The organism is Saccharopolyspora dendranthemae (assembly GCF_007829955.1).
GTDB classification, from domain to species: domain Bacteria; phylum Actinomycetota; class Actinomycetes; order Mycobacteriales; family Pseudonocardiaceae; genus Saccharopolyspora; species Saccharopolyspora dendranthemae.
Window position 1 is genome coordinate 566,047 of record NZ_VIWX01000004.1, and the last position, 18,932, is coordinate 584,978.

At 69.2% G+C, this 18,932-nt stretch carries 20 protein-coding genes; 5 read left to right on the plus strand and 15 right to left on the minus strand.

What is annotated here, in order from left to right; all coding sequences use genetic code 11:
• Positions 1-223: 223 nt before the first annotated feature.
• The 4 genes from FHU35_RS20850 to FHU35_RS20865 all read right to left on the minus strand — a co-directional run bounded on the left by FHU35_RS20850 (position 224) and on the right by FHU35_RS20865 (position 3,624).
• Complete coding sequence (locus tag FHU35_RS20850) at positions 224-1,246, minus strand: hypothetical protein (RefSeq protein ID WP_145742291.1); 1,023 nt, start codon at positions 1,244-1,246, stop codon at positions 224-226.
• A gap of 168 nt (positions 1,247-1,414) precedes the next feature.
• On the minus strand, positions 1,415-1,711 hold the full coding sequence (locus FHU35_RS20855; RefSeq protein WP_145742293.1) for a hypothetical protein: 297 nt from the start codon (positions 1,709-1,711) through the stop codon (positions 1,415-1,417).
• A complete protein-coding gene (locus FHU35_RS20860) occupies positions 1,708-2,079 on the minus strand; it encodes an SAV_915 family protein (protein ID WP_246110455.1) in 372 nt (123 codons plus the stop codon). Before FHU35_RS20860 ends, FHU35_RS20855 begins: the two co-directional genes overlap by 4 nt.
• Before the next feature lie 105 nt (positions 2,080-2,184).
• The gene (locus tag FHU35_RS20865) at positions 2,185-3,624 is read right to left on the minus strand and encodes an MFS transporter (protein ID WP_145742295.1); all 1,440 of its coding nucleotides are present in this window, start codon (positions 3,622-3,624) and stop codon (positions 2,185-2,187) included.
• 169 nt (positions 3,625-3,793) lie between these two features.
• Here FHU35_RS20865 and FHU35_RS20870 point away from each other — a divergent pair, with 169 nt between their 5' ends.
• On the plus strand, positions 3,794-4,057 hold the full coding sequence (locus FHU35_RS20870) for a type II toxin-antitoxin system Phd/YefM family antitoxin (protein WP_145742297.1): 264 nt from the start codon (positions 3,794-3,796) through the stop codon (positions 4,055-4,057).
• Positions 4,054-4,434 (plus strand): type II toxin-antitoxin system VapC family toxin, encoded by a 381-nt coding sequence (locus FHU35_RS20875; protein ID WP_145742299.1) that lies wholly within the window; start codon positions 4,054-4,056, stop codon positions 4,432-4,434. The genes FHU35_RS20870 and FHU35_RS20875 overlap by 4 nt, the downstream gene beginning before the upstream one ends.
• Positions 4,435-4,479: 45 nt before the next feature.
• On the opposite strand, the gene FHU35_RS20880 is transcribed toward FHU35_RS20875, so the two are convergent.
• The 3 genes from FHU35_RS20880 to FHU35_RS20890 all read right to left on the minus strand — a co-directional run bounded on the left by FHU35_RS20880 (position 4,480) and on the right by FHU35_RS20890 (position 7,168).
• The gene (locus FHU35_RS20880) at positions 4,480-5,505 is read right to left on the minus strand and encodes a 6-phosphofructokinase (protein WP_145742682.1); all 1,026 of its coding nucleotides are present in this window, start codon (positions 5,503-5,505) and stop codon (positions 4,480-4,482) included.
• Between the two features lie 370 nt (positions 5,506-5,875).
• Positions 5,876-6,376 carry a polyadenylate-specific 3'-exoribonuclease AS gene (locus FHU35_RS20885; RefSeq protein ID WP_145742301.1) on the minus strand — a complete coding sequence of 167 codons (501 nt, stop codon included), beginning with the start codon at positions 6,374-6,376 and terminating at the stop codon, positions 5,876-5,878.
• A 45-nt stretch (positions 6,377-6,421) separates the two neighbouring features.
• Positions 6,422-7,168: a lysophospholipid acyltransferase family protein gene (locus FHU35_RS20890; RefSeq protein WP_145742303.1), complete on the minus strand. Its 747-nt coding sequence runs from the start codon at positions 7,166-7,168 to the stop codon at positions 6,422-6,424.
• 232 nt (positions 7,169-7,400) lie between these two features.
• Here FHU35_RS20890 and FHU35_RS20895 point away from each other — a divergent pair, with 232 nt between their 5' ends.
• Both FHU35_RS20895 and FHU35_RS20900 read left to right on the plus strand, forming a co-directional pair.
• Positions 7,401-8,162: an alpha/beta hydrolase gene (locus FHU35_RS20895; RefSeq protein ID WP_145742306.1), complete on the plus strand. Its 762-nt coding sequence runs from the start codon at positions 7,401-7,403 to the stop codon at positions 8,160-8,162.
• A complete protein-coding gene (locus FHU35_RS20900; protein ID WP_145742308.1) occupies positions 8,159-8,647 on the plus strand; it encodes a DUF308 domain-containing protein in 489 nt (162 codons plus the stop codon). The genes FHU35_RS20895 and FHU35_RS20900 overlap by 4 nt, the downstream gene beginning before the upstream one ends.
• On the opposite strand, the gene FHU35_RS20905 is transcribed toward FHU35_RS20900, so the two are convergent.
• From FHU35_RS20905 to FHU35_RS20925, 5 genes are all read right to left on the minus strand, one after another.
• A complete protein-coding gene (locus tag FHU35_RS20905; protein ID WP_186459528.1) occupies positions 8,648-9,580 on the minus strand; it encodes an ROK family protein in 933 nt (310 codons plus the stop codon).
• Positions 9,574-9,930, minus strand: a complete 357-nt coding sequence (locus FHU35_RS20910) for a hypothetical protein (protein ID WP_145742310.1) — start codon at positions 9,928-9,930, stop codon at positions 9,574-9,576. Before FHU35_RS20910 ends, FHU35_RS20905 begins: the two co-directional genes overlap by 7 nt.
• Positions 9,931-9,936: 6 nt before the next feature.
• Entirely contained in the window at positions 9,937-11,154 is a 1,218-nt protein-coding gene (locus FHU35_RS20915) for an ArsA family ATPase (protein WP_145742312.1), read from the minus strand.
• 8 nt (positions 11,155-11,162) lie between these two features.
• A complete protein-coding gene (locus FHU35_RS20920) occupies positions 11,163-11,603 on the minus strand; it encodes an SRPBCC family protein (RefSeq protein WP_145742314.1) in 441 nt (146 codons plus the stop codon).
• A 90-nt stretch (positions 11,604-11,693) separates the two neighbouring features.
• Complete coding sequence (locus FHU35_RS20925) at positions 11,694-12,482, minus strand: metallophosphoesterase family protein (RefSeq protein ID WP_145742317.1); 789 nt, start codon at positions 12,480-12,482, stop codon at positions 11,694-11,696.
• A 258-nt stretch (positions 12,483-12,740) separates the two neighbouring features.
• Here FHU35_RS20925 and FHU35_RS20930 point away from each other — a divergent pair, with 258 nt between their 5' ends.
• Complete coding sequence (locus FHU35_RS20930) at positions 12,741-14,549, plus strand: AMP-dependent synthetase/ligase (protein ID WP_145742319.1); 1,809 nt, start codon at positions 12,741-12,743, stop codon at positions 14,547-14,549.
• A gap of 147 nt (positions 14,550-14,696) precedes the next feature.
• On the opposite strand, the gene FHU35_RS20935 is transcribed toward FHU35_RS20930, so the two are convergent.
• The 3 genes from FHU35_RS20935 to FHU35_RS20945 all read right to left on the minus strand — a co-directional run bounded on the left by FHU35_RS20935 (position 14,697) and on the right by FHU35_RS20945 (position 18,892).
• On the minus strand, positions 14,697-15,992 hold the full coding sequence (locus FHU35_RS20935) for a hypothetical protein (protein WP_246110456.1): 1,296 nt from the start codon (positions 15,990-15,992) through the stop codon (positions 14,697-14,699).
• Positions 15,993-16,100: 108 nt separating this feature from the next.
• Positions 16,101-17,147, minus strand: coding sequence for a C40 family peptidase (locus FHU35_RS20940; protein ID WP_246110457.1), 1,047 nt, complete (start codon positions 17,145-17,147; stop codon positions 16,101-16,103).
• A gap of 383 nt (positions 17,148-17,530) precedes the next feature.
• The gene (locus FHU35_RS20945; RefSeq protein ID WP_145742323.1) at positions 17,531-18,892 is read right to left on the minus strand and encodes an NYN domain-containing protein; all 1,362 of its coding nucleotides are present in this window, start codon (positions 18,890-18,892) and stop codon (positions 17,531-17,533) included.
• Positions 18,893-18,932 lie beyond the last annotated feature (40 nt).

Genomic DNA, 18,932 nt, shown 5'->3' on the forward strand with positions numbered 1-18,932 from the left:
AACGGAGATGATTAGCCCGCCAAGCATGAAGCCCGTTGCCGTGGTCTGGTACCACTCCAGTACGGGGCCGCGACCCTCCGGCGCCTTTGGATACCGCGCGTATTTTGGCGAAGTCCGCTCAAGGTCCCCCCAGACGCTAAAGACCGGGGCTTTAGGCGGGCGCGGTTCGCCGGTCTGAGGGTTGGGCCGACCTGGCAGTCCTGTAGTCACTGGTTCCCCGCTGTCATCGCGTCATCTTCGGATTGATCTCTTGCAGCTTCTCACCAGTGCTGGTGATGGCATCCCAGTTCTGGTCAACCGCGAACCCGACTCCGACACCAACAACACCACCAACGACTGCCCCGACCGGGCCGCCGATGCAGGCACCCACAGCGGCACCTGACACAAGGCTTGCGCCTGCGCTGGAAACGGCTTGGGTTGGGTCTTTCCCCTGATTAATGTCGTAACCGACGCCGATGCCGGTTAGCACGAGACCAGCACCGGGGATAATCTTGCCAAACTTCGTCGCGCCACCAAGCCACGGAGTTGGTGCTTTCACCCCGCCTGGGACTAGCTTAACGTCAAGGGCTCGGATAGCCACCTGCACCTTCGGCGGAAACCGTTCGATGACTCGCGCTGTGCGGGTGGCGGTAGCCGCGTCCGCGTAGTCTTTAGCACGGAGATCCGTGGTGATTTCGATCGCGGCCGCTTTGGTGCGGTTCGCCATGCTGAGGTTCTGGCTGGTCGTGAGTTTCGCTGCCCGCTCGGACTTCAGAATCTCGGACTCAGCGAGTTCCTTGTACTTCCTGGTTCGAACGGCCGTCGCACCCAGTACACCGCCCGTAATGTCGGTGAGCGTGAGCGAGAGCTTCACGGCATCCGAGTTGTCCTTGATGAACGTCACGAGGATGTGCTGTGAATCGGACTCGTGCTTACGAGCGTCTTTGACGATCTGAGAAGCCTGCGCATACGCGGTAGCTTTTTGCTGGAACGCGTCTTGTGCTGCGACGCCGGACGCGTGGGCGTCCTTCTGCTCGGGCGTGGCCGGTTGATCCGTCGGAAGTGCCGCCGGTTCCGCTGGGGCAGGTCCCGGCTCCTGGATTTTGAACCCGTCGATCGCCAAGCCGCCTTTGACGGCGACATCCCGGGCGTCCTGCATTCGGCGTTTCACGGTGGTGAGGTCGTCCGCGTGGGTCTGCAACGCACGAGCCATGGCTTGCAGTGCGTGAACTTCAGCGTCGATCATCTTGCCCGCAGCAGTGAGCACGGATCGAAAGCCCTCGCCGGCAGCGTGTTGCCAACCGGACTCGGACTCTCCACGTGCGCCCAAAACCTGGCTACCCGCTTGCTCGGCACCTGCAGACTGCTTCTGCGCCCAGTCGCATACGGTCGCCTTTCACCTCGGTATCGAGAGCCATGACAACGTTCCCCAGTCCTAACGCGGTTGCTCGGCGTTGAGTTCGTCAGCCTTGAGCCGAGTTGCTTCTTCGTAGTCGGTTTCGACGTAGAGAGCTTGGGAGTCGGCTGTCGCGTCGCCTACGGCCGCGATACCCGTTGAGATGTTGCCGAGCCCATCCATGAGCAATGCCAGGGCACCCGTCACAGCACCTGTCACGACTCCAGCCTGCACGTCCGGGGGTGGGGTGGCGTTGCTGTCCATGTCGCTGCTGGCGTTGCGATGCCTGCTCGCCAGTGCTTCGAGTACGCCGGGATCTGCGTGGAGCTCGCTCACTGGTTGCCCCCCTGATAGCGCGTGCGTCGATCTTCCACTGGCAGAGCCGCATCCCACAGCACCAGGTCCGAACCGCTGCGAGCCTTGATATCGGTGACCGTCTCACCGGGTACGGCAATCCAGGGCTGCCCGTCCCCGCACCCCTGGACGAGCTGCTCCAGCGAGGTGAACGCAAGCAACGCTCGGTGTCCGTCGGTGGTGTCTCGAAGCTCTAGCTCTACGTCATCGTCGGTGCGAGCTCGGTCGGTCGGCAGGTATGCCGTTTCGGGCATCTCCTCATCGTCCGGCGGAGTCACGTACTCCGCTCCAATCACGGACGGCGCGACGTTGTCGTGCGCGCGCATCACGTGGTCGTCCCCGTAAACCATGCTGCTCGTGATCCCCCTCGGATCGTTGGGCGCTGACACGGTATCGAACGCGAGGGGTTGTCATGACCGGGTTTCTACTCATCCATATTTGATATCCGAACCCGCTCAGACGCCGACTCGCTCGGCTTCCGCGTCGGCGTCGTAGCCGACCGGTTCCCAGCGCTTGGCGAGCAGGGCTGCCATGCCCGCCAGCGGGGCGATCGCGATCACCCAGAAGACACCGCTGGCCAGTGCGGTACTCAGGACCGGGAAGAAGAACAGGGCCAGGGTCGAACCGACGCGCATCGTGCCCTGGTTGAAGCCGAGCCCGGTGCCGCGCATCGACGTCGGGTAGCTCAGCGACGCGAAGGCCATGAAGTGCGCGCCGGGGCCGGATGCCTGGGCGAACATGAACGCGCCGAGAGCGGCGATGCCGAACAGCGCGTAGGCGGTTCCGTCCGGCTTGCCGATCAGCGCCAGCGCCACCAGCGAGGCCAGCTGCACGGCGAAGCCGACGAAGCTCAACCGCCAGGCCCCGGCGCGGTTGGCCAGCCGCATCCCCAGCACACCGCCGGTGACCGCGAAGACCAGGTTGAGCACCAGCGACGCGCTGATCGTGTTCAGAGCGCCCTGCGCCAGGAGACTCCCGATGATCACCGGGAGTCCGTAGGCGACCGCGTTGTAGCCGAAGGTCTGCGCCAGGCCGATCGTCAGGGCCTGGAAGGTGCGAGCCCGGTAGCGGCGTTCGAAGAGACGCTTGACCTCGGGAAGTCCCTTGCGCTTCGGCTTCTCCGGGACGCGCGCGTCCTCGGCGACGGTGGCGTTGACGCCGTAGGAGCGGGTCAGGATCTCCGCCGCGCGCCCGAGGTCACCGTTGTCGGCCGCCCAGGACGGCGACTCGTTCATGTACTTGTTGCGCACCAGCAGGATCACCAGCGCCGGAACCGCGCCGAAACCGACCGTGAAGCGCCACAGCAGACCGTGGTGAGCCTCCGGCAGCAGGAAGTACAGCGCCATGATCACCGCGTAGCAGCCGCTGGTGGCCACGTACCAGGCCGTCGACCAGGACGCGGTGCGCGCGCCCTTGCTGCCCTTGCCGCGCAGCCGGGAGAACTCCGCGAGGAAGGCCATCGCGACCGGGATGTCCATGCCCACGCCGATTCCCATCAGGAACCGGCAGACGATCAGCACCTCGGCGTTGGGCGCCAGCGCGCAGCCCAGCGCGGAGACGACGAAGAACAGCATGTCGGCCATGAACACCCGGTAGCGGCCGAGCCGGTCCACCAGCACGCCGCCGAACCAGGCACCGAAGATCGCACCCACGCTGATCGAGGCCGTCACCGCGCCCGCGCCCACCGAGCTCAGCCCGAACTGCTGCTTGATGTCGGTGATGCCGTAGGCCAGCGAGGTCAGGTCGTAGGCGTCGAGGAAGATCCCGCCCAGCGCCAGCAAGACGATCATCTTCGCGTGGCTGCCGCGCGCCGCACCGGAGTTGACCAGTTCGGTGACGTCCTGCGCCGAGCGGATGAGCACCGCAGGGCGCTCGGCGGCCGATTGCGTGGACACGCGCACTCCTTCGCACGGGGGGTCTGCCGGCCGCGACGCTGCGAACCGTTCGAATCGCGAAGGAAGAGCCTATCCGCACGAACCCCCAGGTCCACATGGTGGAACGACCGGTGTGGAGGCTCCAGCACATCCGCGTCCCCGGATGTAGCACATGCGCTACCATGGCTCCATGACAGCAGAGGCCACCACCGTAGGCCTGCGGGAACTTCGTCAGCACGCCTCCGATCTCGTTCGACAGGTCGAAGCCGGCGACGAGGTCACCATCACGGTCGCCGGGCGTCCGAGCGCACGACTGGTGCCGATCACCGGCCCGCAGCGTTGGCAGACCTTCGAAGGGATCGCCGACATCTTCGTAGGCGCGCCCGATCGAGACTGGGAAGCCGACCGCGACCTCATCGACCAGCAACTCCGCGACCCCTGGGACGAGGCGTGAGAGCGATCCTCGACACCAGCGTCGTCATCGCCAGCGACGCCGCACCGATCCCCGGCGAGCTGGCGATCAGCGCCGCGACCATGGCCGAGCTTCACTTCGGCGTGCTGGTCGCCAAGGACGAGCACGCGAGGGCAGATCGGCTTCGTCGTCTTTCGGCTCTCTCGAAGCGGTTTGATCCGCTACCGATCGACGACGCCGTCGCCGCCAGCTACGGCGAGCTCGCCGCCGCCGTGGCGAGATCGGGAAGACAACCGCGGGCACGCACGATGGATCTCCTGATCGCGGCGACCGCGCACGCCCACGACGCCCGGCTCCACACCAGGAACATCAAGGACTTCGCGTCGTTGGAGAGCTTCATCGACGTCATCGAAGCGTGAAGGGGAACGCGGGGGCTCCGGTGGAGCACCCGCGCTCTCCCCGGATCAGCCGAAGAGGACCTCTGCCTCGGCGAGGCGTTCCTTCGGCACCGTCTTGAGCGACGCGGTCGCCTCGCTCAGCGGGACGCGGACGATGTCGGTGCCGCGCAGCGCGACCATCTTGCCGAAGTCGCCGTCGGTGATGGCGTCGATGGCGTGCAGCCCGAAACGAGTGGCCAGCACCCGGTCGTAGGCCGTCGGCGTGCCGCCGCGCTGGGTGTGGCCGAGCACCACCGCGCGCGACTCCTTGCCCGTGCGCCGGGAGATCTCGTCGGCCAGCCAGGTGCCGACGCCGCCGAGCCGGGCGTGCCCGAAGGCGTCCTTCTCGCCGGTGACCAGCAGTTCCTCGCCGCCCGCCGGGACCGCGCCCTCAGCGACGACGATGATCGGGGCGTACTGGCGCTCGAAGCGCTGCTCGACCCAGTCGACGACCTTCTCGACGCTGAACTCCTGCTCCGGCACCAGGATCACGTTGGCGCCACCGGCGAGACCGGAGTGCAGCGCGATCCATCCGGCGTGCCGGCCCATCACCTCGACGACCAGCGCTCGGTGGTGGGATTCCGCGGTGGTGCGCAGACGGTCGATGGCCTCGGTCGCGATGTGCACCGCGGTGTCGAAACCGAAGGTATAATCGGTGGCGTCGAGGTCGTTGTCGATCGTCTTGGGCACGCCCACCACGGGAACGCCGTCGTGGGTGAGCTGTTCGGCGACGCCCAGCGTGTCCTCGCCGCCGATGGCGATCAGCGCGTCCACCCCGTGCTCGGCGACGGTCTCCTTGAGGCGGGCGACACCGTCATCGATCTTGTACGGATTCGTGCGCGAGGACCCGAGGATCGTGCCCCCGCGGTTGAGGATCTCCTCCACCTTGTCCAACGTCAGCGGCGTCGTCAGGCCCTCGATCGGGCCCTGCCATCCGCTGCGGAATCCGAGGATCTCGTGCTCGTACACCGAAATCCCCTTGCGGGTCACCGCGCGGAGCACCGCGTTCAGCCCCGGGCAGTCGCCGCCACCGGTGAGCACTCCGACACGCATTCCAGCCGGCATCGCGTTGCCGCCTCCTTGAGTCCAACCCGTTGGGTGATCCACGTCTCCCCCGGGGATCAGCGTGGCACGGACTGGATCGGTGCAGCAAGAACCTGGCGCGAATACCCGCCGGTCGAGATCACCGGACGACAACGGAAGGCGACCGGCTATCAGAAGCGACAACCCCAATAAGCGGTCGCGGCGGCAGCCGCCGTCTCAGGTGCGGGACTCAACCTGCACCGCCGCGGGTTCTCACACGTCGTCTGGCGAGTACGCCGCGACGCCGTGTATTGGACATACAAAAGGAGTGGCGCACGGAGTCCAGGCGGCGTGTGAGGTTCCGCTACCCGCACCGCCAAGCAAAAGGACCACTAACCCGTCACAGAGGAAAGCCGCGCTTGCGCTGCACTTCCTCGATCACCTTCCAGCGTTCGAGGTTGTGCTTCGCGTCGGCGAGGGCGTCGTGGGCGTTGGTCGGGGCCGACGGCAGCTTGGGCTTGCCGACGTCCTCCCAGCGCTGCCGGAGATCGCGGGTGAACTTGGGGATCCGGGAGGGCAGCGTGGGCATCGGGCCCCACAGCTGAGCCAGCGCGACGTGGTCGTAGGCCGCGTACCAGGCCCACATCTCGATGTTCCCGCCGCGCGAGGTCAGGAACTTGTAGAGGTCCTCGCGGATGCGCGAGCGGGACTTCCAGCACTGCTCGGCAGGTGGCGGCAGCTGCGGGAGGACGTGCTCACGCACCCAGGCGCCGGCCCGGGCCGCGTCGAACTCGGTGGACACGGCGTAGAACTCGCGACCCGTCTCGTCGACCACCCCGATCGACACCAGATCGATGGTCCGCCCGTCCTCGATGAACTCGCAGTCGTAGAAGTACCGCACCCGCGAAGCGTATGCGGCGTCGCCCGAGCCCCTCGGCCCGGCCCGTCAGCCCGCCTTCGACTCCGGCACGCGCGCCGCGGAACTGCTGCTCCAACCGCCCAGGTCGTTGCCCTGCGCGGCCAGCTCGTCCTTGACGGAGGAGGCGTAGACGTCGACGTACTCCTGGCCGGAGAGCTCCATCAGCGAGTACATGATCTCGTCGGTGATCGAGCGCTCGACGAAGCGGTCCCCGGCCATCCCCTCGTAGCGGGAGAAGTCCAGCGGCTCACCGACCTTGACCACGACCTTGTGCGGCCACCACATCTTCGAGCCGATCGGGTTGACCTTGTCGGTGCCGAACATCGCGATCGGGATGACCTTCATCTCCGACTCCAGCGCCATCCGGGCGACACCGGTCTTGCCCTTGTAGAGCCGGCCGTCCGGGGAGCGCGTGCCCTCCGGGTAGACGCCGAGCAGCTTGCCTTCCGACAGCAACCGCACGCCGGTGTCCAGAGCGGCCTGGGCCGCGGCACCGCTGGAGCGGTCGATCGGCACCTGGCCGACGCCGGAGAAGAAGGCCTTCTTGAACTTGCCGCGCACGCCGGTGCCGGTGAAGTACTCGCGCTTGGCCAAGAACGTCACCCGGCGCGGCATCATCAGGGGCATGAAGAACGAATCGGCGACGGCCATGTGATTGCTGACCAGGATCGCGCCGCCCTCGAGCGGGATCTGTTCGACGCCCTCGACCCGTGGTCGGCAGAACAACTTCATGAGGGGACCGAGCAGTAGGTGTTTCATCACCCAGTACATCACGGCGCCGCCGCCTCCTCACGCGTGAAACTTTGCTGTTCAGCGTACGGAGCACGCACATCGCGCACAATGCGCACCGGCACGAAACCGATCACGTCACACCTGCTATGGCGCCAGGCCCGTCGAGCCAGTCCCAATCCTCGGCCGCGCGTGCGACGATGAAGCGCAACAGGCACACCGGCCCCGTGGCGTTCGAGCCGGTTGGGGAGGTTCACGGGTGGGAGGAACAGGGTCAGTGCTAGTGGGTGCAGAACCATTCGCGCACGAGGGTTCCGACGACATCGGTGTGCTGCTGTGCCACGGCTTCACCAGCACGCCGCAGAGCATGCGGGCCTGGGCCGAACACCTGGCCGAAGCGGGCTGCACGGTGCGCTGCCCGCTGCTCCCCGGGCACGGCTCGCGGTGGCAGGACCTCAACCGGACGACCTGGCACGACTGGTACGGCGCCGTCGAGCGGGAGCTCGACGAGCTGCGCGGCCGGTGCCGGTCGGTGTTCGTGTTCGGTCTGTCGATGGGCGGCACGCTGACGTTGCGACTCGCCGAGGAACACCCCGACATCGCGGGGATCGTGCTGGTCAACCCCTCGGTCATGACGCTGCGCAAGGAGGCCAAGCTGCTACCGGTGATCAGCCGGGTCGTGCCGTCGCTGGCCGCCATCGCCGGTGACATCGCCAAGCCCGACGTCGTCGAACTGGCCTACTCGCGGCTGCCGTTGCGCGGCATGGCGAGCCTCCAGCAGTTGTGGCGGGAGGTGCGCGAGGACCTGGGCGCGGTCAGGCAGCCGTTGCTGCTGCTGCACTCCGCCACCGATCACGTCGTCGAGCCGGAGAACTCCGAGATCGTGCTCAACGAGGTCTCGAGCGAGGACGTCACCGAGGTCGTGCTCGGCGACAGCTACCACGTGGCGACCCTGGACCACGACGCACCGAGGATCTTCAGCGACAGCGTGGATTTCGCACACCGCGTCCACGACGAGCGGGTCAAGGAATTCGCATGAACGCCCGTCACAACTCCTCCGACGGCCCGGAGGACATCGACGCCGCTTTCGCCGAGATCGTCGCCGATCTCGAGCGCGACACGAAGTTCGGGAAGTGGCCCGGCGAAGAGGATTCCGCTCAGCCGCCCTCGGACGACGACACCCGTCCGGCCGCTACCACCGCGCCGCCGCCGGAAGAACCCAAGCCGGTGGAGCGGACCGGGGACCAGGGACCGCGCGACTGGGCTCCGGCGGAGGAGGAAGAGGAGCACTTCGTCCCTCCGGAGCCTCCGCCGCTGCCGATCCCCCGTCCCGCGACGTTCCTCGGGGTCGGGATCGTGGTGCTCGGGGTGCTGGTGCTGCTGATCCCCGGGCTGGCGGGCATCGCCGCCACCGTGAAGCTCCCGCTCGGACTCGTGCTGATCAGCGCCGGGATCGGCTGGCTGCTGTTCCGGCTCCGCCGCACCCCGCCCGCCGATTCCGACGACGACGGCGCGCAGATCTGATCAAGGCACCCGGGGACCGGTCAGCACGTGCTGCCGGGCGATGGCCGCGGCGCCGATCATGGCGGCCGGGTCTCCGTGGTGGGCGACGCGAACCCTGGCCAGCGGCCGGTGTCCCGCGCCGGTGACCGCTTCGGCGTAGTGCAGTCGCGCCTGTTCGATGAACAGGTGCGCGGAGTCGGACACCCCTCCGGAGATGACCACGACCTCCGGGTCGTAGACATCGGCGACGAGCGCTAGCCCCTCGCCCAGCCACCGGCCCAGGTCGTCCATCGCGCGCAGCGCGACCTCGTCGCCGGCATCGGCGGCGCGGGCGACGTCCACACCGGACGGATCGGCGGGCAGCGTCGTGCTCGTGGTCCCGGCGAGCTCGGCGGCGGTCGCGGCCAGCGCGGTCCCGCTGCAGTAGCGCTCCCAGCATCCGCGCTTCCCGCACGGGCAATCCCGGCCGCCCGGCATCAACCGCAGGTGCCCCAGTTCCGGGGCGACGCCGAAGGCACCGCGGAAGACCTCCCCGTCGATCACCAGCGCACCGCCGATGCCCGTGCCGATGGCGACCAGGGCCGCGACCCGGGATCCCACCGCGGCGCCGAAGCGCTGCTCGGCCACCGCAGCGGCGTTCGCGTCGTGCTCGAGCACCACCGGCAGGCCCAGCCGGTGCGAGAGCTCGTCCGCGACGGCGACGTGCCGCCACGGCAGGTGCGGCGCGAAGCGCACCATCCGCCGGTCCTCGCTGACGAAACCGGCGACCGCGAGTCCGACACCATCGATCGGGTAGCAGTCGGTGAGCACCCGCACGGTGTCGGCGATGGCCGTGTTGAGCTCAGCGCCCGACTTCGGGGTCGGAACCCGGTGCGTCTGCAGGACCTGGCCGTGCTCATCGGCCACGGCCGCGCGCACGCTGGTGCCGCCCACGTCCACGCCGATGGTCAGCACACCGCGTCGCTCTCCGCCAGCACCGGTCCGGCGACCCGCTGGACCTGGATGCGCTGCACCTTCGTCTCCTCCGGCTGCGACGGCTCCGCCTGCTCGCCCTGCTCGGGCACGTCGTGGTCGACCAGCGCCTGCCGCAGCAGGCCGACGATGCCCAGCAGCTGGTCGTTGAGCTCGGGGCGCTGCCCGCGCGCCAAGGCCATCGCCGCGCACAACGGGCACCACCCGCAGCCCGCACCGGACTCGTCCTGCCGCGGTTCCCGCTCACAGCCGCGCAGGTACTCCTCGGCCTTGCCTGCCAGGGCGTCCAGCAGCAGCCGCAGCTCTTCGAGCAATCGATCGTGCTCGCGCATCTCGCCTCACCGCATCCAGAGATCGGGGTCGGGACGGAACCGGACGGTCAGCCCGTCGTCGCCGGCCGCGGCCGAGGTCACCACGCACCGCTGCAGCACAGCGGGCAGGGCCACCAGTCGTCGCCGCCCGTCGACGGTAATCGCCAGCTCGGAACCGATCCGGGCCAGGTCCAGCTCGGCCTCCGGGTGCAGCGGCAGCCCGATGCGCAGCGTGTACTCGGAGTCCAGCGACTTCCCGCCGCCACCGACCCGCATCTCGGGCACGGCGGCCTCCGCGGCGAGCGGATCGCCGTCGCCGTAGAGCTCGGCGCCCAGCTCCAGCAGCTGCTCGGTGCCCACCGGCTCGCCCGCCCGGTGCTCGACGGTGCGCAGGGGAAGCTCGGTGGCCGCGCGAATCGCGTCGAGGACCTTCTCCTGCTCCTTGCGACGGGTCCGCAGCCAGCCGGCGGCAGCGCCCCTGGCCGAACCCGGCTGCGGCACCACGCGATTGGCGATCAGCCCGTCGACCCGGATCCGCTGCAGCGCGAGCGCGGTCAGCGTCCTGCGGGTCTCAGCGGCGACGACGGATTCCGGGGTGAGCACCAGCCGGACGCTCGTGCCCGGGTCGGTCAGCATGTCCTTGAGCTCGGCGAGCTGCTCGGCGAGCCTGCCGAGCCCGTCGGCGACGGAGTCCCAGCGCTCGACCTGGTCGCTGCCCGCGATCCCGGCCAGCAGACCGCGAACCGCCCTGCGGTGCGCGGGGAACAGCCGCTCGAGGTACCCGGCGAGGGATTCCGGAAGGGCCAGCAGGCGCAGCGTTTCGGCGGTCGGGCCGCAGTCGACGATCACGGTGTCCCACAGGCCGCTGGTGGCGAGCCGGTGCACCTCGGCCAGCGCGAGGAGGTCCTCGACACCGGGCAGCACGGTGAGCTCTTCGGAGTCGACCTCGCCGATTCCCGCGCCCCGCAACAGGGTTCCCAGGTGTTCGCGCAGTTCGCGCCAGGTCCCGTCGACCAGGCCGCGGGTCTGCACCTCGGCGGCGTGCAGCACGGCTCCGGTGTCGCCGACGCGGACTTCGCGGGGGTGCGCGTCCAGGCGCGCGGCGAGCGCGTCCGCCAGCGAGTGGGCAGGATCGGTCGACACCGCGAGCACCTTGCCACCGTCGCGCGCGACGCGCGCAGCGGTGGCCGCGGCCAGGGTCGTCTTCCCGACCCCGCCCTTCCCGGTGAACAGCAGGATGCGCAACGGGTCGTCTACTCGGCTTCCACGCGACGCTTGAGCTCCTTGAGCGCCGTATCCATGATCATCTTCTCGGCCTTGCGCCGGAACATGCCGATCATCGGGATCGCCAGGTCGACCGCGAGGCTGTAGGTCACCTCGGTCCGGTCGTCACCGATCGGCTTGAGCGCGTAGCTGCCCTTCTGCGCCTTCTGGACCTGGCCCTCGGTCAGCTCCCAGCTCACCGAGAGCCCGTCGGCGGCCCAGCTGTAGACGTTCGTGTAGGTGTCCTTGACCACGCCCGCGTCCAGCACGAACCGGACTCGCTCGGCGCTGCCCGCGGAGTCCTGGGAGAGCACCTCGGTCTCCTTGACCGCTTCCGCCCACTCCGGGTACGCCGGGAAATCCGCGATGACCGCCATGATCCGCGCAGCGGGAGCTTCGATCTCGATGGACTGGGTGGACTGATCGACCATGCGCGCAGGTTACCGGGTAGCTCCCCGCACGGCGTCAACGAGGAGCGAGGTTTCTGCGAAGTCCGCGAAACTCACCTCCTCGGGCGGTGGTCACCACCGCAGGACGTAGGGCTGCTCGGTCCGCTTGAAGTGCCCGACGTTGACGCATTCGGTGCGGCCGATGCGCATCCGCTGCGACAGCGGCTGGTGCACGTGCCCGAACAGCGACCACCGCGGCTGATCAGCGTTGATGCGCTCCAGGACGCTGGCCGCACCGGCCTCCTGGCTGCGCGCGATCACGTCGTAGGTCAGCTCCGGCACGGCGGGCGGCTGGTGGGTGCACAGCACGTCCACCGGCGGCAGCGAGGCGACCGCCGCGTCGTACTCCTCGGCGACGCGCAGGTAGGGCACCCACGCCGAGTGGGTGCGCAGCGTCGCGCCGTCGGGCAGCCTCACCCCGCCGACGAAGCCGAAGGTCAGCCCGCCGATCTCGGCGGTCTCGCCGTCGAGCGCGCGGATGCCCTCGCGCTCGAACTCGGGCCACAGGTAGGGCGCGTCGACGTTGCCCGGAGTCGCGTAGGTGGGCGCGGTCATCGCGCCGAACAGCTCCGCGTACTGCTCGCGCACGGCATCGGCCACGGTCTGGGCCGGGTCGGTGAGGCTCGCCCACAGCGATCGGATGTAGGCGCCGAACTCAGGTCCGCGGCGGCTGCGTCGCAGCTCCGCGAACCGCGCGACCTTCTCCGGCCCGAAGACGCGACCGAGGATGCCGTTGCCGTGATCGTGGTAGTCGACGAAGTCGATCAGATCGCCGAGCACGACCAGGACATCCGCGCCGTCACCGGCCCGCTTGAGCGCTTCCACGTTGCCGTGGACGTCGGACACGACGTGAACGCGCAACTTCCAACCCCATTCCCGACGAGGGCGACTTCCCTCGAACCTAATCGGCCGAGGTGCCGGATCGCACCGCCCGTTGTGCACTTGTTCCTACCTACCGCGCGACGAGCGCGCCGCGCCCCCGCCCGGTGGGCGATCGTCCGCTTGGGTGAGGTCTAGGCTGTGTCCGCTGGTGTGGCCTGAGATAACGGGGGCTACCGCCCAGTAACCATGAGCGTTAGGTTGTGCCCACTAGACAGGCTTTTCTTCGGAGGTTTCGACGTGCGAGAGTTCAGCGCACCCGCCACTACCAAAGTGGCTGAGGACGAGAACCTCACCGACATGGTGTGGGCCAACGCGGAGCGTTTCGGGAGCACTGTGAGCTTCCGGCGCCGGGTGGACGGCACCTGGGTCGACGTCACCGCCGCCGACTTCGCCGCGCAGGTCCTGGCCGTCGCCAAGGGCCTGATCGCCGCGGGTCTGGAAACCGGCGACCGGGTGGGGCTGATGTCCCGCACCCGCTACGAGTGGACGCTGCTGGACTTCGCGATCTGGACTGTCGGTTGCATCACAGTCCCGATCTACGAGACTTCCTCGGCGGACCAGGCCGAGTGGATCCTCACCGACTCCGGCGCCAAGGCGGCGTTCGTGGAGACCGAGGAGCACCGCGCCGAGATCGACAAGGTCATCGACAGGCTCTCCGAGGTCCGCCACGTGTGGCAGATCGACGGCCCGACCGGCAGCGGAGCCGCCGGAGCGGTCGACGAGCTGACCGCGCTCGGCTCGGAGGTACCCGACCAGCAGGTGCACGAGCGACGCAGGGCGGTCACCGCCGAGCACGCCGCGACGCTCATCTACACCTCGGGCACCACCGGCCGCCCCAAGGGCTGCGTGCTGACCCACCGCAACGTGCTCGCCGAGGTGCGGGCCGACATCGACGCGTTCCCGCAGCTGACCAAGTCGGGCAACTCGCTGCTGATGTTCCTGCCGATGGCGCACGTGCTCGCCCGCGCGATCACCATCATGTGCATCTACGGCAAGGTCACCCTCGGCCACACCTCGGACATCAAGGACCTGATCAACGACCTCGGCTCGTTCCGGCCGACGTTCGTGCTGGCAGTGCCGCGCGTGTTCGAGAAGGTCTACAACACCGCGAAGCAGAAGGCCCACGGCGACGGCAAGGGCAAGATCTTCGACGCCGCCGAGGAGACCGCGGTCCAGTACTCCAAGGCCATGGACGCCGGCGGCGCCGGGCTGGGCCTCAAGGCCAAGCACGCGGTGTTCAACAAGCTCGTCTACGGCAAGCTGCGCGCCGCGCTGGGCGGTCGCTGCATCGCGGCGGTCTCCGGTGGCGCGCCGCTGGGCGAGCGGCTCGCGCACTTCTTCCGCGGCGTCGGCGTCCCGGTGCTGGAGGGCTACGGCCTGACCGAGACCACCGCTGCGGCGGCGGTGAACGTCGAGGACGGCTTCAAGGTCGGAACCGTCGGCCGCCCGCTGGCCGGCACCTCGATCCGCATCGCCGAGGACGGCGAGGTCCTGATCAAGGGCGACGTGGTGTTCAAGGAGTACTGGAACAACCCGACCGCCACCAAGGAGTCCATCGAGGACGGCTGGTTCCACACCGGCGACCTGGGCTCGCTGGACGACGAGGGCTACCTGCGGATCACCGGTCGCAAGAAGGAGATCATCGTCACCGCCGGCGGGAAGAACGTCGCCCCGGCCGCGTTGGAGGACGCGCTGCGCTCCCACCCGCTGATCAGCCAGTGCATGGTGGTCGGCGACCAGAAGCCGTTCATCGGCGTGCTGGTCACGCTCGACCCCGAGTTCGTGCCGTCCTGGTTGGCCAACCACAACCGCGCCGCCGACATCCCGATGGCCGAGCTGATCAACGACCCGGACCTGCGCGCCGACGTCCAGGGCGCGGTCGACGAGGCCAACAAGCAGGTGTCCCGGGCGGAGGCGATCAAGCAGTTCCGCATCCTCAGCGAGGACTTCACCGAGGCCACCGGAGAGCTCACCCCGAGCATGAAGCTCAAGCGCAACAAGGTCGCGGAGAACCACGCGGCCGACATCGAGGCGATCTACTCCTGATCCACCGGCACCGCCCGGGCGACGCGAATCGCCCGGGCGGTGCCGGTTTCGACCCGGGACGGTTCCGCGGAACCGGGTGACACGCGGCGGTGCGACGAGCCGGGTTCCCGGCTCGGCACCGCCGCTCGTGCTTCCGCGACCGGGAGCTCAGCCGAGCGAGTGCTGCAGGTCGGCTCCCCAGGCGGCCAGCAGCTGCGGCGAGGTCATGCCCGTCACCTCGACGAGCGCGTTCTCGGCCGCGTCGGGCTCGGTGGCCGTCGCGATGCGCCGGTAGAGGTCGGTGAGGCGCTCCTCGCCGATGCGCTGCGCCAGGAAATGCACCACCGACCAGGACTGCTGGTAGGCCAGGTCCAGACGACGTCCTGCCTGGTGGAACTCGGTGTTGGTCGGCAATCGCAGCGGCGGGCCCGATTGCCTGAACGTGCGGGCGAGGTCCGGGGCGATGTCGCGAGGGGCGAGCCCGCTCTTGCGGTAGCCGATGTAGTCCGGGTAGCCCTCCAGCATCCACATCGGAGCGCCGTCGGCGGTGACCGCTCGCGCCGCGACGTGGGTGATCTCGTGCCGCAGCACCACGCCCAGCGCCACGTCCGGGAGCTGTTCGGTGGTGCGCGGGCTCAGCACCACCCGCGCACCCTCCACTCGCCTCGTCCGGGTGTCCACCAGATCGGCGACGGCGACACCGGCGATGCCGTCGACCGCGAACTCCGGGCCCACCAGCGCCCGCAGCTCCTCCGGCGAGCTGGGCACGAGCACGCCCGCGCGCTGCGCCCAGCCGCTCCCCCAGACCTCGGTGACGTCCGCGACGGCCGCGTCCAGCTGCACCGCGACCCGATCCACCTCGGCCGCGTCGTGGCCGACGACCAGCCCTCGGCCGGTCCGCCGCGCCTCGACCCGGTCGAAGTCCCACGGCCCGCGCCACGCGTCGGGCGTCACGCCGGTGTCCTCCGCGAGGTACCAGGACGCTCCCCGGCGGACGAACAGGTAGCCCAGCGGGCGCTCGGTCGGGACCGAATCGGCCCCGGACAGCGAGTACCGCAGCGCCACCCGGGACGCCATCACCTCGTCCGCTCCGGGAACCGGGGCGTGCGCCAGCGGAACGCCGTCGAGCCGGTAGCCGAAGTGGGAGAGCGGCACGGTCTGCAGGTTGCGGAACTGCTGCAGCTGCCGCTGCCGGAACCCGATCGGCGCTTCCGGGTCCACAGTGGCCGAGAACGCGGCTTCATCGCCTTGCCGGACCGACTCCTCGCGGCGCATCAACAGCTCGCGCACGGCCACCTCAGGGGCCGGCAAGCGTGCCGCCAGTCCCGCTCGTTCAGCGGTGGCCGGAGTCGGCGGCGGTTCGACCGGAGCTGGTGACGGCAGTCCCACCAGGGCGAGACCGCCCAGCACCGCGGCCGACGCGCCGAGCACGACCCAGCCGCGCGCTTTCCCGGTCGAAGACACGGCTCGCATCGTAAAGGCGTCCACCGCACCGGTCGACGCCAACAGGACGCGAAAAGATTTCGGGGCCGGCACCCGAAGGCACCGACCCCGAACCACGACTGGAGCGGATCAGCCCGCGACGCGGCGCATGGCCGTGACGTCACCGATCTTCTTGTAGTCGGTCACCTTCACCACGTCGCCCGAAGTCGGGGCGTGCACGGCCTTGCCGTTGCCGATGTACATCGACACGTGGCTGACCGGGCTGTAGTAGAAGATCAGGTCGCCCGGCTTGAGCTGGCTGGCCGACACCGACTTGCCCTCGGTGACCTGGCTCTTGGTCGAACCGCCGATGCTCACGCCCGCCTGCTTGTAGGCCCAGTACATGAGGCCGGAGCAGTCGAAGTTGCTCGGCCCCTTGGCACCCCAGACGTAGGGCGAACCCTGCTTGCCGAGCGCGGAGTTGACCGCCTGGATCGCCGCGCCGGCACCGGCGATCGAGCCGACACCGGTCTCGCCGTCGGAGATCAGCGAGTCCTGGTCCTCACCGCTGAGCTCGGCGTACTTCTCCTCGACCTTCTCGATCTGGTCCTTCATGGCCTTGGACTTGTTCTTCATGTCCTCGGCCAGCCGCGCGGCGTCCTGCTCGGCCCGAGCGGCTTGGTCGCGCGCTTCCTTCGAGGTCCGCTCGGCCTCCTGGGCCTGGTGCGTCGCCGCGGACAGAGCCTTGACGGCGTCGTTGTTGTCCTTGGCCAACGCGTCCAGCGCGGACGCGCGATCCAGGAAGTCATCGGGCGTTTCGCTCACCAGCAGCGCGGAGAGCTTGCTCATTCGTGCGCCCTGGTACGAGGCGTGCGTGAGCTGGTCGACCTGACCGCGGAACTTCTCTTCCTCGCCACGCGCCTGGTTGGCGACCTGCTCGGACTGTGCGGCCTGGGCTTCGGAACGTCCGAGTTCGGCCTTCTTGGCCTCGTGGTCGTCCTCGGCCTTCTTCATGTCCTCGGTGAGCTGCTCAGCCTGGTGCTGGAGCTCGCGGACCTGCTTGGCCGCGTCCGAGGCGTTGTTCGGGAGAGGCGGGTCTGCGAGGGCGGCACCGCCGGAGGTCATGCCGACGACTGCAGCGACCGCGGTTGCGGCCAGGGCGCCTCGCAATGAGCGCTTGATTCCGTGCGACGCCACGTCGCGCACAGCTCCTTCTGCGTCCAACCGCCTGACCGCATGCGGAAAACCCGCTGGAGCGCGGCCCGGTTCCCCGACAAAACCGAATCAGCGGCGCCTCGCGTATCGCCCGGTATGAGCAACTGATCGCCGCGAGGACTCAGGTAGGTTACGAAAGGTGAGGCGACACGTCTAGAAGCGGGTCCCAAATTCTACTGAGCGCGACCAAATCCCTCTAACGGAGGATGACTGCTCGCTCACAGTAACGGATCTTTCGTCGCTTTCACCTGGACTTGTCACCACAACACGCCCACCTTCGGGATACGGAGCGTATCGGAGTGATCCACTATGACTTCGGGCACCTCCCCTGAGTCGGCGGATGGCACCGGACGAGCGGCGAGCGGTCAGACCCGGTTCAGCCGGGCCAACAACATCGCCGACGACACGGCGTACGCGCCGCGCCGCTGCACCGAGGTCACCACCGCGCGGTCCGAGGTCGCCACCACCACCTGACGACCCCCGGGCTCGGCGGCCACGAGGTCGCGGATCACGTCGTCGGCCTGCACCCCGGGTTCGCTGAAGAGCACCCGCACACCCCGAGGTCCCGCGGAGGGCACCGCCAGCACGTCCGCTCCGTCGAAGACGAGCGTGACCTCGGCCCCCGTGCGCGCGGCCAGCGCGGCGAGCTGATGGGCGAGCCGGTCGCGCTGATCGGCCAGCGGGAGTTCCGGGTACCCGGTCTTGGTGACGTTGTAGCCGTCGACGATCAGGTGCACCGCGGGCAACCCGAGCAGCCTGTCCAGCGCGACGATGTCGCCGACCTCGCCCGACGTCGCGGTCTGCTCCCGGACCCGCCGCACGACGTCGGCCGGCCTCGGACCGGAACCGGCGGCACCGATCTCGCGGCGAAGGCCGCCGACCGCGCCCTCCAAGGTCTCCAGCAGCAGCGCCAGCCGGACCTCGTCGCCCTGCCGCGCCTCCCGGGCGCTTTCCCGGGCAACCCGCACATCGGCCGCCGCGCGATCGGCGCGTTGCCGCTCCTCCTGCGCGCGTTCGCGCTCGCGGTCCCGTTCAGCGGCGATCTCGGCGACGGCCGCGTCCCGATGCTCGCCTGCCAGCGCGAGCTCGTTCCGGGCGGCTTCGGCGGCGTCCTTGGCCTCCCGCAACCGCATTCCCTGCTCCCGCAGGCGCTTCCGCAGCCGGTCGGCCTCCTCGCTGCCGGCGGCCTGATCCGCGGACTCCCGCGCCTGCGCCAGTTCGCCCTTGAGCCGCTCGGTCTCGGCAGCCAGCCGCTCGACCTTGGCGAGCGCCGAATCGCGCTCGGCGCGCAGCTGCCCCTGCTCGCTGCGGAACCCGATCAGCTCGACGTAGTGGGGTGCGGACGCGGCACCCTGCAGCACCGCCGCTGCTCCGGCGGCCACCGGATCCGGGTTCTGCAGCTCGAGCGCCTCCGGTCGGTGGTTGCGGCACCAGTCCAGCACCGAGGTGCGGAACACCGAGGAGTCCCGGAGCGCGTTGAGCAGCGCCGGCTGGCCGAGCTTGGCCCGCTTGGCGGGCGCGAAGCGCACCACCGGGCGCAGCGCGGCGGGCACGTCCGTCGAGCGCATCTCGTCGAGAGCGCCCGCGGCCAGGTCGGCGAGCCTGGCGCGCAGCGGAGGCGGCAGTTCCTCCGGGTCTGCGAACGCGGCACCGGGAGTCTGCTGGGAACCGTCCACAGCAGACTCCGCCGGGGTGGGACCGTCCGGCCCCGATTTCGGTGTCGCCATCCCCACAGGCTAATCGCCGCGGTCTCGCGCACACGCACGC